At 58.7% G+C, this 13,861-nt stretch carries 12 protein-coding genes; 6 read left to right on the top strand and 6 right to left on the bottom strand.

Annotated elements, in window-relative coordinates; all coding sequences use genetic code 11:
- The first annotated feature begins 90 nt into the window (after positions 1–90).
- Positions 91–468 (top strand): hypothetical protein, encoded by a 378-nt coding sequence (locus ACWGZX_RS19890; protein WP_007947690.1) that lies wholly within the window; start codon positions 91–93, stop codon positions 466–468.
- Between the two features lie 121 nt (positions 469–589).
- On the opposite strand, the gene ACWGZX_RS19885 is transcribed toward ACWGZX_RS19890, so the two are convergent.
- Positions 590–799 carry a cold-shock protein gene (locus tag ACWGZX_RS19885; RefSeq protein ID WP_010462862.1) on the bottom strand — a complete coding sequence of 70 codons (210 nt, stop codon included), beginning with the start codon at positions 797–799 and terminating at the stop codon, positions 590–592.
- A gap of 166 nt (positions 800–965) precedes the next feature.
- Here ACWGZX_RS19885 and plsB point away from each other — a divergent pair, with 166 nt between their 5' ends.
- From plsB to ACWGZX_RS19870, 3 genes are all read left to right on the top strand, one after another.
- Positions 966–3,449 carry a glycerol-3-phosphate 1-O-acyltransferase PlsB gene (gene plsB / locus ACWGZX_RS19880; protein ID WP_452625116.1) on the top strand — a complete coding sequence of 828 codons (2,484 nt, stop codon included), beginning with the start codon at positions 966–968 and terminating at the stop codon, positions 3,447–3,449.
- Between the two features lie 111 nt (positions 3,450–3,560).
- Positions 3,561–4,163 carry a hypothetical protein gene (locus tag ACWGZX_RS19875; protein WP_452625115.1) on the top strand — a complete coding sequence of 201 codons (603 nt, stop codon included), beginning with the start codon at positions 3,561–3,563 and terminating at the stop codon, positions 4,161–4,163.
- A gap of 100 nt (positions 4,164–4,263) precedes the next feature.
- Entirely contained in the window at positions 4,264–4,953 is a 690-nt protein-coding gene (locus tag ACWGZX_RS19870; protein WP_452625114.1) for a DUF4197 domain-containing protein, read from the top strand.
- A 64-nt stretch (positions 4,954–5,017) separates the two neighbouring features.
- On the opposite strand, the gene ACWGZX_RS19865 is transcribed toward ACWGZX_RS19870, so the two are convergent.
- The 3 genes from ACWGZX_RS19865 to ACWGZX_RS19855 form a co-directional block, all read right to left on the bottom strand.
- The gene (locus ACWGZX_RS19865) at positions 5,018–6,385 is read right to left on the bottom strand and encodes a Fic family protein (protein WP_452625113.1); all 1,368 of its coding nucleotides are present in this window, start codon (positions 6,383–6,385) and stop codon (positions 5,018–5,020) included.
- Positions 6,386–6,481: 96 nt separating this feature from the next.
- The gene (locus ACWGZX_RS19860) at positions 6,482–9,547 is read right to left on the bottom strand and encodes an efflux RND transporter permease subunit (protein ID WP_452625112.1); all 3,066 of its coding nucleotides are present in this window, start codon (positions 9,545–9,547) and stop codon (positions 6,482–6,484) included.
- A 6-nt stretch (positions 9,548–9,553) separates the two neighbouring features.
- Positions 9,554–10,654 carry an efflux RND transporter periplasmic adaptor subunit gene (locus ACWGZX_RS19855; protein WP_452625111.1) on the bottom strand — a complete coding sequence of 367 codons (1,101 nt, stop codon included), beginning with the start codon at positions 10,652–10,654 and terminating at the stop codon, positions 9,554–9,556.
- Between the two features lie 93 nt (positions 10,655–10,747).
- Between ACWGZX_RS19855 and ACWGZX_RS19850 the strand changes: the two genes are divergently transcribed.
- A complete protein-coding gene (locus ACWGZX_RS19850) occupies positions 10,748–11,392 on the top strand; it encodes a TetR/AcrR family transcriptional regulator (protein WP_452625110.1) in 645 nt (214 codons plus the stop codon).
- A 108-nt stretch (positions 11,393–11,500) separates the two neighbouring features.
- Here ACWGZX_RS19850 and ACWGZX_RS19845 read toward each other — a convergent pair whose 3' ends face one another.
- Positions 11,501–12,283, bottom strand: coding sequence for a class I SAM-dependent methyltransferase (locus ACWGZX_RS19845; protein ID WP_223511952.1), 783 nt, complete (start codon positions 12,281–12,283; stop codon positions 11,501–11,503).
- Positions 12,284–12,376: 93 nt separating this feature from the next.
- Between ACWGZX_RS19845 and ACWGZX_RS19840 the strand changes: the two genes are divergently transcribed.
- Entirely contained in the window at positions 12,377–12,997 is a 621-nt protein-coding gene (locus ACWGZX_RS19840) for an energy transducer TonB (protein WP_452625109.1), read from the top strand.
- A 20-nt stretch (positions 12,998–13,017) separates the two neighbouring features.
- Here ACWGZX_RS19840 and ACWGZX_RS19835 read toward each other — a convergent pair whose 3' ends face one another.
- A complete protein-coding gene (locus tag ACWGZX_RS19835; RefSeq protein ID WP_452625108.1) occupies positions 13,018–13,839 on the bottom strand; it encodes an isocitrate lyase/PEP mutase family protein in 822 nt (273 codons plus the stop codon).
- Positions 13,840–13,861 lie beyond the last annotated feature (22 nt).

The following is a 13,861-nucleotide window of genomic DNA, read 5'->3' as shown; positions in this document are numbered from 1 at the left end:
AGAAGCAATCTTAATTTTTTGGTCTTGAGCAACGGCTTGAGGCCGGCTAAATCCGCGAATGGATTTTTCAAACCCGCAGTGAGGACATCCATGCGCCAACCCGATATCGAGATTTACCTGAAAGACGCCGACGTCGACTACAAGGCCATCGCGGCCTGGCTCGGCACTGCTTTGGGCCCATGCACCGATTGGGTTCAGAAGGGCCAGACGTACAAGTGCAAGGCCGGCAATGTGCCCGTCACCTGGCTACCCAAAGCCGTGGGCAAATGGAACAGCCTGTTCCTGGACAGCGATCAGACCCCATGGGAAGACGACATCGCCTGCGCCCGCGCAGCCTTTGCCGCGCTGAACGTCGAAGTGCGTTGCGCGCCGGGTACGTGGGTCGAGGAAGAAGGGGAAGAAACTGCAGATCGCTGGATGCGTATCAGCGCGGATGGTGAAGAAGAGATCACCTGGAAAACTGCGTAGTCAGCGACACCACAAACCTGTAGGAGCAAGGCTTGCCCGCGATGAATGGCAACGCGGATTACCTGATACACCGCGTCGCCTCAATCGCAGGCAAGCCTTGCTCCTACAGGTTGCGTCGCGGTTACAGACCTACAACATCCTCAGCCTGCAGCCCCTTCTCCCCCGTCACCACGGCATATTCAACCTGCTGACCCTCAGCCAGCGAACGGTGCCCTTCGCCGCGAATCGCGCGGTAGTGCACGAACACATCCACCCCGTCCTCGCGTTGAATAAAGCCGTAGCCCTTGGCGTCGTTGAACCACTTCACGTTACCGGTTTCGCGCGTAGCCATGAATCAGTACCCCCCTTGTTTTTATTTTGAACGGCCGAGTATATGACAGCCGTCAAAACTCTCAACTCACTTTACTTAGCCGCTTTTTTGCCGATTTTCGATGAATCCGGCACACTGTCGCCCTCCCGAGCAACTGCTCGGTTTTATCCACTCACGCAGAAGCCGTATGACCCGCTCCCCGTTCCGCCGTCTTGTGTTTGGCACCCTGCGCCGACTGTTGTATCTCTGGGTTCGCTCGGAGACGATCAACCAGTCGTCGTTCACCCTTGACCTCGACCGCAGTCGCCCGGTGTTCTACGTCCTGCAAAACCCTTCGCTGACCGACCTCGCCGTGGTCGACACCGAATGCAGCAAGGCTGGCCTGCCCCGCCCGGTACTGCCGGTTTCAGTGGGTAATCTTGTGGAACCCGCCGCGTTCTTTTACCTGACGCCAGAGCCCGACTGGCTCGGCCGTCAGGACAAACGCGGCGCGCCGCCGACCCTCACCCGGTTGGTCAGTGCCCTGAGCCAGAACGCCGCCGAAGATGCGCAAATCATTCCGGTCAGCGTGTTCTGGGGTCAGTCACCGGACAGCGAGTCGAGCCCGTGGAAACTGCTCTTCGCTGATAGCTGGGCCGTCACCGGTCGCCTGCGTCGCTTGCTGAGCATCATCGTGCTGGGGCGCAAGACGCGCGTGCAGTTCTCTGCGCCGATCCACCTGCGCGAGCTGATCGATCACAACAAGGGCCACGAGCGCACCGTGCGCATGGCCCAGCGGATCCTGCGGGTGCACTTTCGCAACCTCAAAGCCGCCGTTATCGGTCCGGACATCTCCCACCGACGTAACCTGGTCAAAGGCTTGCTCAACCAGCCGCTGGTCAAACAAGCGATCCTCGACGAAGCCGAGCGCGAGAACATCTCCCCGGAAAAAGCCAAGGCCCAGGCCCTGCGTTACGGCAACGAGATCGCCTCGGACTACACCTACACCGCGATCCGTTTTCTGGAAGTGGTGCTGAGCTGGTTCTGGAACAAGATCTACGACGGCATCAAGGTCAACCACATCGAAGGCGTGCAGAAGGTCGCCCAAGGTCACGAAGTGATCTACGTGCCGTGCCATCGCAGCCACATCGATTATTTGCTGCTCTCGTATCTGCTGTTCCGCAATGGCCTGACCCCGCCGCACGTTGCAGCCGGGATCAACCTCAACATGCCGGTGATCGGCAGCCTGCTACGCAGGGGCGGTGCGTTTTTCATGCGCCGCACGTTCAAGGGCAACCCGCTGTACACCTCGGTGTTCAACGAATACCTGCACACGTTGTTCACCAAAGGTTTCCCGGTCGAGTACTTCGTCGAGGGCGGCCGTTCGCGCACCGGGCGCATGCTGCAACCGAAAACCGGGATGCTCGCAATCACCCTGCGCAGCTTCCTGCGTTCGTCGCGCATGCCCATCGTATTTGTGCCGGTGTACATCGGTTACGAGCGCGTGCTCGAAGGCCGGACCTACCTCGGCGAACTGCGTGGTGCGACCAAGAAAAAAGAATCGATCTTCGATATTTTCAAAGTCATCGGCGCACTCAAGCAACGCTTTGGCCAAGTGGCTGTGAACTTCGGCGAGCCGATCAAACTGGCGGAATTCCTCGACAGCGAACAGCCGGACTGGCGCCAACAGGAACTCGGTCCGCAATTCAAACCGGCCTGGCTCAACGAAACGACAAACCGCCTGGGCGAGAAAGTCGCGCAGCATCTGAACGAAGCGGCAGCGATCAACCCGGTGAACCTGGTGGCCCTGGCGTTGCTCTCCACCAGCCGACTGGCGCTGGACGATCGCGCCATGGCGCGGGTGCTCGATTTGTATCTGGCGCTGTTGCGCAGGGTTCCGTATTCGTCGCACACCACGCTGCCCGAAGGTGACGGCCGCGCGCTGATCAAGCATGTGAAGGACATGGATCTGCTGTCTGAACAAAACGATGCCCTGGGCAAAATTTTGTATTTGGACGAGCAAAACGCCGTCCTGATGACCTACTACCGCAACAACGTGCTGCACATCTTTGCGTTGCCGGCGCTGCTGGCGAGTTTCTTCCAGAGCGCCTCGCGCATGAGCCGCGAACAGATCCTGCGCTACACCCGCGCGCTGTATCCGTACCTGCAATCGGAACTGTTCATTCGCTGGTCCATGGATGAGCTGGACGCCGTGATTGACCAATGGCTGGAAGCGTTCGTCGAACAGGGTCTGCTGCGCTTCGAAAACAATGTCTACCTGCGTCCGGCACCAAGTTCGCGGCATTTCGTGTTGCTGACCTTGCTGTCGAAGAGCATTGCCCAGACCTTGCAACGCTTCTACATGACCGTTTCTTTACTGCTCAACAGCGGCCAGAACAGCATCAGCGCCGAAGAGCTGGAAGACCTGTGCACGGTCATGGCCCAGCGCCTGTCGATCCTGCATGGCCTGAACGCCCCGGAGTTCTTCGACAAGAGCCTGTTTCGGCACTTCATCCAGACCATGCTTGATCTCGACGTGCTCAAGCGCGACGAAACCGGCAAGTTGAGCTATCACGAATTGCTCGGAGAACTGGCCGAAGGTGCGGCCAAACGGGTGCTGCCAGCGGAGATTCGCTTGTCGATCCGTCAGGTGGCATTGCATCGCAGTGAAGACGCGGCGGATCAGGCTTAGTTTCGCCGCCTGTAACTTCCTGACAATGACTATAAGAACAAGGATGTTCTTATCTTCGCTCGGTTATGGATTAATAGATCCCCCACAACCAATCCCGATATGGATATCGCGATGAACCCATCAGAAAACAACAACGCTTACATCACCCTCACTTTTAGTTTGCCTGAAGACTTTCTACAGCCCATCGGTGGCGAAGGTGAAACGTATATAAGTGTTCAAACTGCAAACTCTTCTACGCCTGTAAAAGTCGCACACTCCCGAGAACCGGTGTTGCGTAGCGGGCGCTGGAATTTTTCATTTGCACACAACTATACCGATGTAAGCGTCAAATACCGCGTGACGGTCAGCATGACCCACAACGGCGTTCCACTGCTGATTGACCTGGACCACTTCGTCATTGTCCACCGCGCACCACACCGACAAACCCTGCACCTGAGCCCTATCGGTCGTCTTTACATTCAGGCGCAAGAACCTCAAACGGTAGAACCCGAGCACGCGGTGACCATCGTCGCGCATGAGCACGACAATGCGGCGGTCCAACTGACTCAAGTGCATATCAGTGAACAAATGGCAGAGGCGTTTTATCTGGAATACGACCCAGACACTGTCGTACCGGGCAAGCGCTATACCCTGACGGCCACTGAAAATGAATACCGCAACTCAATCGAGGTGTATCCCGTCTCCGTTGTATTGAAACCCTTCAGCAAAGTCTGAAAAAGCGCTTATCAACAATACGCGGGCGAAACTGTTGTAAAAATCCGTTAGATTGTCGCCAGCGTTTCACTAAACTCCTCTTTCGAACAAGGAAGTTGCCATGCTCCGCCCTACCCTTCGCTTCGCCGGCCTCTGCGCAGGCCTGATGATTTCCGCCAGCGCGCTGGCGCTGTCGCTCAGCGACCTATCGCAAACAGACGCCACCGGCGGCCTGAAGGACGCCCTCACCCAAGGCGCGCAATTGGCGGTCAAACAACTCGGCACACCGGGTGGCTTCAGCAACAACCCGGACGTGAAAATCGGTTTGCCGGGCAAGCTCGGTAAGGTCGCCAGCAAAATGAAGCAGTTCGGCATGGGCGATCAGGTCGACGAGCTGGAAATCAGCATGAACAAAGCGGCTGAAATCGCCGTGACCCAAGCCCAGCCGATCCTCGTGGACGCAGTAAAGAAGATGAGCGTGGAAGATGCCAAAGGCATTCTCAGCGGCGGCAACGACTCGGCCACTCAATACCTGAACAAAACCAGCCGCGAACAGATCCGCGCGAAGTTCCTGCCCATCGTCAAGCAAGCCACCGACCAGGTCGGCCTGGCCAAGCAGTACAACACCTTCGCGGGTCAGGCGGCGACCATGGGAGTGCTGGATGCCAAGAACGCCAACGTCGAAAACTACGTCACCGAGCAGGCCCTGAACGGTTTGTTCGAGATGATCGGCAAACAGGAAGAAACGATCCGCCAGAACCCTGCGGCGGCGGCGACCAGTTTGGCGAGGAAAGTGTTTGGGACGTTGTAGTTTTTAGCGGCCATCAAACGACAAAAAGCCCGCTGACCTTTACAGGTTCAGCGGGTTTTTTAATTTAAATGGCTTCCATGATGGATGAGGCCACGGGTGCGGCCCGTAAAAAGAACACCCACTCCCGACCCATCTTCCGCTTCTCGAATACCTTCAGATCAACCAACCCGTTCAAGGTCGCCGAAGCGGTGTTGTAGGAGCAGTCGAGGTTTTCCTTCACATTGACGGCCGTGAACTCCTTGGCCATCCCGCTCTTGGCCACTTGATAGACGGCGCGCTGCTTCTCGGTGAGCCGGTCGAAAAAACCCGATGCCATCAACCAGCGATCAAAGCGTTCGGCGTAGTCCAGACTCTTGCGATAGACCTCGGTAAAACCACTGACAGCTCTCAGGATCACCGAACACTGGAAATCGATGAAGTAAGTCAGGTCCAGTTCATCGGCTTCAGTATTCAAATACGACCGTCCGTATTTCACCGGCGCGTTGCGCAGCAAAACGCTGATCGCAATGTACCGAAAGGCCGAGAAGTCATTCTTGAACATGAACCAGTAAAACAGCGCCCGCGCGACACGACCATTGCCATCTCGGAAAGGATGCTCGTACCCCAAAGCAAAATGCAGCGCGATACCTTTGACCAGAGGATGAAGGTAGTCCCCGCAGTTGAGATCGTTGTGGGACTGATTGATCCACTTCGACAACACCTGCAATCGTGACACCAGTCCTGCTGCGGGCGGCGGTGTATGCACGGTATTGCCCTCGCCGTCCTGCACCACCACATCATCGTTGCCACGTAATTCCCCCGGCGAGTACTGCGCATCATCAATGCCCTCGATACCCACACGATGCATCGCGGTGATGAGCTCCACACTCAGTGGTTCATAACGCTGTTCCCAGGCAAAGTTCATCATTCGGTAGTTACCAATGACCATACGCTCATCAGGCGTACGCGGCAGGCGATGACGCTTGAGCATGTCCTTGGCCACTCGTGTGGTGGTTGCGGCGCCTTCGAGCTGGCTGCTGCTGATGGCCTCGTCTTCGATCAGGTCATTGAGCAGATAGCTGAAATGTGCGCGCTCACCGATCTGGCTGGTCATGTACTCCAGCGCGGCGGTGGTGGCTTGCCGATCGACTGCCGAAATGGCTTTCTGCGCCAGCGGCGTCAGAATGAAGTTGCCCCACTGGACCGGCTCGCCCAAGGGCAGAAGGCAGGAGTACTGCGCTGTCCGGGCCTTTTTGACCAAGGCCCAGCACAATCTGGAATCCAGTCCCGGCGCCCAGCGGTAACGCAATTCATCAAATGGAAGATAACGCCCCTGATCATCCAGAGGCTTCAGCAGGGCCAGGTAGTCCGGGAGGCGTTCCTTGTGGGGCGATTTCATCAACAGGTCGAAGACCGGATCGGTCCTTCCCGTTAAAGCAGGCGGCTTTTTCATGACGACTGTCTCAAAAACTCGTGAAACTGAGTCTTGAGTACAGCATTCAGATTCCCCTGACTCAATATCAGAGGGATCTGAAATACATGTAGGAAGTCAGACCGGCTCTTTCTTGACCCTGAACCACGCCGCATACAGCGCCGGCAAGAACAGCAATGTCAGCGCCGTCGCCACAATCAACCCGCCCATGATCGCCACCGCCATCGGCCCGAAGAACACGCTGCGTGACAAGGGGATCATGGCCAGCACCGCCGCGAGCGCGGTCAACACAATCGGGCGGAAGCGGCGCACGGTCGCCTCGATAATCGCTTGCCAGGGCTTGAGGCCTGCCGCGATGTCCTGCTCGATCTGGTCCACCAGGATCACCGAGTTACGCATGATCATTCCGGACAACGCGATGGTCCCGAGCATGGCGACAAAACCGAACGGCTGACGGAACACGATCAGGAACAACGTCACGCCGATCAGCCCCAGCGGCGCGGTCAGGAACACCATCACGGTGCGTGAAAAGCTGCGCAGCTGCAGCATCAGCAACGTCAGTACCACCACGATGAACAGTGGCACACCGGCCTTCACCGAGTTCTGTCCGCGAGCGGAGTCTTCTACCGTGCCACCGACGTCCAGCAAGTAACCGTCCGGCAACTCGGCGCGAATCGGATCGAGCGTCGGCATGATCTGTTTCACCAGCGTTGCCGGTTGTTCCTTGCCATAGATGTCGGCGCGAATGGTCACGTTGGGCTGGCGATTACGGTGCCAGATGATGCCTTCTTCGAAGCCGTATTCCAGCGTGGCAATCTGCGACAGTGCAACGCTGCGGCCATTGTCGGTGGGCACGGCCAGGCTCGGCAGCAACGACAGTTCGGTGCGCTCGTGCAAGGTGCCGCGCAACAGGATCTCGATCAACTCGTTGTCTTCGCGGTACTGGCTGACGCTGGATCCGGTCAGCGAGCTTTGCAGGAACTTCGACAGGTTCGCCGTGCTCACGCCAAGCGCTCGGGCGCGGTCCTGATCGACATTCAGGTACACCACTTTGCTCGGCTCTTCCCAGTCCAGGTGCACATTGACCACGTGCGGATTCTCGCGAACCTTGGCCGCCACTTTACGGGCCAGTGCGCGGACTTCGTCGATGTGCTCACCGGTCACCCGGAACTGCACCGGATAGCCGACTGGCGGGCCGTTTTCAAGACGCGTGACCCGCGCACGCAGGGCCGGGAATTGTTCGTTGAGGGCTTCAATCAGCCAGGTGCGCAGGGCTTCGCGATCCTCGATGGTCTTGGCCAGGACCACAACCTGCGCGAAGCTCGCTGCCGGCAGTTGCTGATCGAGCGGCAGGTAAAAACGCGGTGAACCGGTGCCGACGTAGGCCACGTAATTGTCGATACCGGCGCGATCCTTCAGCAAACTTTCAAGTCGTTTAACTTCATCGGCGGTGTTGCTCAGGGACGCGCCTTCGGCCAGTTTCAAATCGATCATCAGTTCCAGCCGGCCCGACGCCGGGAAGAATTGCTGCGGCACGAAGCGGAACAGCGCCACCGAGGCAATAAACATCAGGATCGTCAACACGATCACCGTTTTGCGTCGTCGCACGCACCACTCCACCAGACGTCTTACACGTTGATAAAACGGTGTACCGTAAGGATCGGGCTGACCCGTACCATGTTTGGCGGCATGAATCTTCGCCAGATCCGGCAGAAGTTTTTCCCCCAGATACGGCACAAAAACCACCGCTGCCACCCACGAGGCCAGCAACGCGATGGTCACCACCTGGAAGATCGAGCGGGTGTATTCACCAGTGCTCGATTGCGCAGTGGCAATCGGCAGGAACCCGGCGGCAGTGATCAGCGTACCGGTGAGCATCGGGAATGCCGTACTCGTCCAGGCGTAGCTGGCCGCCTTGACGCGGTCGAAGCCCTGTTCCATTTTGATCGCCATCATTTCCACGGCGATGATCGCGTCGTCCACCAGCAAGCCCAACGCCAGCACCAACGCGCCGAGGGAGATCTTGTGCAGGCCTATCCCCAAGTAATACATGCTGGCAAAGGTCATCGCCAACACCAGCGGAATCGCCAGCGCCACCACCATGCCGGTGCGCACGCCGAGTGAGAAGAAACTCACCAGCAACACAATCGCCAAGGCTTCTACCAGCACCTGTACAAATTCGCCGACCCCGGTTTTCACCGCGGCAGGCTGATCCGATACCTTGCGCAGTTGCATGCCGGCCGGGAGGTTTTTCTGGATGCGGTCGAACTCGATTTCCAGCGCCTTGCCCAGGACCAGAATGTCGCCGCCGCCCTTCATCGCGACGGCCAGACCGATAGCGTTTTCGGCCATGAAGCGCATGCGCGGCGCGGGCGGATCGTTGAAACCACGGCGAACGTCAGCCACATCGGAAATGCGGAACGTGCGATCACCGACGCGGATCGGGAAGTTCTTGATCTCATCGACAGTCTGAAAATTCCCCGAAACCCGTAGCTGCAATCGCTCACTGGTGGTTTCGAAGAACCCGGCTGTCGACACCGCATTCTGTTCTTCAAGCGCTTGCTGCACGGCGGCCAACGGCAAGCCCAGGGTGGCGAGTTTGACGTTGGACAGTTCGATCCAGATCTTCTCGTCCTGCAGCCCGAGCAGATCAACCTTGCCCACATCCTTGACCCGTTGCAGCTGGATCTGGATACGGTCGGCGTAATCCTTCAACACCGCGTAATCAAAACCGTCGCCGGTCAGTGCATAGATGTTGCCGAAGGTTGTGCCGAATTCATCGTTGAAAAACGGCCCCTGAATGCCCGGTGGCAAGGTGTGACGGATGTCGCTGACCTTCTTGCGGACCTGATACCAGAGCTCGGGAATGTCCACCGAGTGCATGGCATCGCGCGCGATAAACGTTACCTGGGACTCCCCCGGACGGGAAAACGAGACGATGCGCTCGTATTCGCCGGTTTCCATCAGCTTCTTTTCGATGCGTTCGGTGACCTGGCGCGACACTTCCTGAGCCGTGGCACCCGGCCAGTTGGTTCGAATTACCATCGCCTTGAAGGTAAACGGAGGGTCTTCGCTTTGGCCGAGCTTGGTGTAGGAAAGTGCTCCGACAACGGCCAGCAGGAGCATCAGGAACAGTACGATCTGGCGATTACGCAACGCCCATTCGGAAAGATTGAAACCCATCGGGAATTACTCCTTGTCCGCCAGATTGACCACGCGGTTGGAGCGATCCACCGGACGCACTTGTTGCCCGTCATGCAGCACATGAACACCGGCTGCCACGACCCAGTCGCTGGCGTTCAGGCCTTCGAGCACCGGTACGGTTTTCTCGCCGAATGCACCGATGCGGACCGGGGCTTTTTTCAAGGTGTTGTTGGCGCCGAGCACCCAAACGTACGTTGCACCGTTTTCCGCTGTGACGGCCGATAAAGGCACCGACAGCGCGATGGTTTCTGCGGTCTGGATGAACACCCGGGCACTTTGGCCGAGTTCCGCCGGGACTTTGCCGGCGGTGAACGCGATGCGAGCGGCGAAGGTGCGCGATTTTGGATCGGCGGCAGGCGACAGTTCGCGGATGCGTCCGGCAAAGCGCTGATCAGGTTGGGTCCAGAGTTCTACCAACACCGGTTGACCGACCTTGAAGCGGCCGAAGCTCTGTTCCGGCAGGCTGATCAATACTTCACGTTCGCCATCGGTGGCTATGGTGAACACGGTTTGCCCGGCGGCCACCACTTGCCCGACTTCCACGGCCCGCTTGGCCACCACGCCATCCTGAGGCGCACGCAGCACTGCGTAACTCGCCTGATTGGTCGAGACATTGAATTCGGCTTTGATTTGCTTGAGGCGTGCTTCACCGGAGCGGTAAAGGTTTTCGGTGTTGTCGTACTGCGAACGGCTGACCATCTGACGGTCCATCAGGGTCTTGTAGCGATCCCGCTCGGCACGTACCAGACTCAAGTTGGCCTCGGCGGCGGCGACTTGGGCGCGGGCGGCTTCCAGTTGCAGGCGCACGTCTTGTGGATCGAGCTCTGCCAGAGGCTGGTCAGCCTTGACCCGCTGCCCTTCTTCGACCAGTCGTCGGCTGACTTTACCGCCAATGCGAAACGCCAGGTCCGGCTCATAACGAGCGCGCACTTCACCGGGATAGCTTTCCATCGTCTGCGCCGAAGGCTCTGGCTGAACCACCATGGCCGGACGAATGGTGGCTTGAGGCGCCTCTTCGTGACCACACGCAGACAGAAAAAAAGCCAGGGAAACTGGCAACGCGAGGGGCAAGGCATAGCGGAACATGGTGAAGGACCTTTCGCTAATGGTGCTCGGAATAATTATACTGACGAGTATGTTATTAATAGCAAACTCACCAGTCCAGTAATAAAAACGAATATGCCAAACAATCTTTCAGCACCCAATGGCCCAGGCAGACCCAAGGATTTGGCCAAACGCCAAGCCATTCTCGATGCGGCGAAAACGCTGTTTTTGAGTAAGGGGTATGCCAATACCAGCATGGATGCCGTCGCAGCCGAGGCCGGTGTGTCAAAGCTGACCGTCTACAGCCACTTCAACGACAAGGAGACGCTGTTCTCCGCCGCCGTTGTCGCCAAGTGCGAGGAGCAGCTACCAACGCTGTTTTTCGAATTACCGGAAGGCATTGCGGTAGAAACGGTGCTGCTGAACATCGCGCGCGGCTTTCATCATCTGATCAACAGCGATGAATCGGTGAACCTGCATCGCCTGATGATTACCCTGGGCAGCCAGGACCCGAAACTCTCGCTGATCTTCTTCGAGGCCGGGCCGCAACGCATGCTGCATGGCATGGAGCGCTTGTTGGCCAAGATTGATCAAAGCGGTGTGTTGAGCATCGATAAACCGCGCAATGCAGCTGAGCATTTCTTTTGCCTGCTCAAGGGCGCGGGGAATTTTCGGCTGTTGTATGGCTGCGGCGACCCGGTGACCGGGGATGCGGCCGAGGAACATGTGCGGGAAGTGGTGGGGTTGTTTATGCGGGCTTATCGGCCAGAGACAGCCTGATAGCAATTGAGTGTCTGGTTTGGCGCCTTCGCGGGCAAGCCCGCTCCTACAGGGATGGCGGGGCTTCTGTAGGAGCGAGGCTTGCCCGCGAAGGGGGCGCCACGGTCTTTAAGGCTTCAGCGCTTTCTTGGGATAAATGTCATACCGGCTGGATTTGCCATCCAGCGCATGGCTCGGCTTGGGCCCGGCAATGCACGGCGCCTTGCGCGGGCGCTTGACCACTACCCGGTGACTGGCCAACGCCAACGCGGCTTCCAGCAGTGCTGGCGCATCCGGGTCATCACCCACCAATGGCCGGAACAGGCGCATTTCCTTTTTCACCAACGCGGTTTTCTCACGATGGGGAAACATCGGGTCGAGGTAGATCACCTGCGGCGGCTCCCCTTCCCAATTGCGCATCACCTCGATTGAGTTGCCCTTGAGTAATTTCATCCGCGCAACGATGGGCGCCACGTCGAAATCTTCCGCGCCGCGCGCCAGGCCATCCTCAAGCAAGGCGCCGATCAGCGGCTGACGCTCGATCAGGCTCATCTCGCAGCCCAGGCTCGCCAGCACGAACGCATCCTTGCCCAGCCCCGCCGTGGCATCCAGAACACGCGGACGCACGCCCTGCGCGATGCCAACGGCCTTGGCGATCATCTGCCCCGTGCCGCCACCGAACAACCGCCGATGCGCCGCTCCACCTTCGACGAAGTCCACCCGCACCGGCCCCGGCGCATCCGCCCCAAGCTGTTGCAACTGCAAACCCTGCTCGCCGACCTGCAAGGCAAATTCGCCGTCATCCACCTGCAACGGCAAGCCCAGGCGCTCGGCCCATTGCTCGGCTTGTGGCTGAAAGGTCGTGCCCAGGGCCTCGACATGGATGCGGCAAACTGCCGGTTGATCAGTCATCGGAAAACACGCTCAAAAAATTAATGATCGGCAAAAACGGCCGATAACAAAACTGATAGGCATTTTGCCAGAGCTGAGCGTCGACCGAGAGAAATGTCAGACTTTCAAACCACAATCACAGGTTTTATCTCGCCCTACGGCAATTACAACCTGCGAAATACCCAAGCGCTGGGCGGTGTCAGTCACCTGTGGCAAGATTTTTTTGCCCGGGCGCTGGCCGATCAGCCGGGTGATGGGGTACCAGAGTCGCTCAAATTTCCACCGGTCGATCTCAACAGCCCGGTCGAACCGATGGTTGGCAGCGAGCTGCTGGCGCACATCGTCTCCCAGCGCGAATGCAACGTGACCGAAACCGTGGTTCGCCCGCCCGAGCCGCTGTTTTTGCCGATTGCCGAGTTCGAAATGGACCTGGCCGACAAACCGGCCCCACCGTTCCCGGCGGAAGAAATCGTCGCTCAGCAAAAACAGCAGGACTTCGAAAGCGGCTGGGTCCGCCCCATCGTGCTCACTGCCGGTCAACCCATGCCAGAAGCCGGTCCGGCGCCGCAACCGCGTCCGCTGCACCTGCCGATCGCCGAATTCGAATTGGACCTGCTGGACAAGCCGTTCCCGCCGTTCTCCCCCCAAGAGCTGGTGGAACAACAGAAACAACTCGACTTCGATAACGGCTGGGCTCGCCCGATCGTTCTGCAAAACCTGCGCATCGCTGCGTAATCCTTAGCGCAACCGCATCGTCAGCCTTTGAACAGTTGATTGGCCTTCGCGTACGGCATGGACCGCGAGGTAAACCCAAAGGTGCCCGAGGTCTTGATCTCTTCGGCCGCGCGGAAAAACTCTCCATACGCCGCCAGGGCCAGCGCCGAACCGACGCTGATGCGTTTGACGCCCATTTCGCTCAACTGCTCGACCGTCAACTTGAGCCCACCAGACATCAACACATTGACCGGTTTGGGTGCCACTGCACGGACCACCGCCAACACCTCTTCAGCACTGCGCAGCCCCGGCGCATAGAGCACGTCGGCACCCGCCTCGGCGAACGCCTGCAAGCGGCGGATGGTGTCGGCGAGATCGGGATTGCCGTGCAGATAGTTCTCGGCACGCGCGGTCAGCATGAAGGGGAACGGCAAGCTGCGCGCCGTCGCCACCGCCGCTTCAATGCGCGCCACGGCATGTTCGAAGCAATAGATCGGCGCCGCTTCACGGCCCGTGGCATCTTCAATAGAGCCGCCGACAGCACCGGCCTCGGCCGCGCGCAAAATGCTCTGGGCGCACTCGGCGGGGTTATCGGCAAAACCGTTTTCCAGATCCACCGCCACGGGTAGATTCGTCGCTGCGACAATCGCCCGAACATTCGCCAGCGTATCGTCCAGGGTCATCGCGCCGTCGGGGCGTGCATTGGAAAAGGCGTAACCGGCGCTGGTGGTCGCCAGCGCCTCGAACCCCAGGCTGGCGAGCATCTTCGCCGAGCCGGCGTCCCACGGGTTGGGAATGACAAAAGCGCCGTCGCGTTCGTGCAGTGCTTTGAACGCCTGGGCTCGAAGGGTTTGCGCATCCATTGGCAGGCTCCTGAAAAGGGGA

It is taken from the genome of Pseudomonas sp. CLCA07, assembly GCF_053615335.1.
This window is presented reverse-complemented; position numbering and strand designations above follow the sequence as displayed.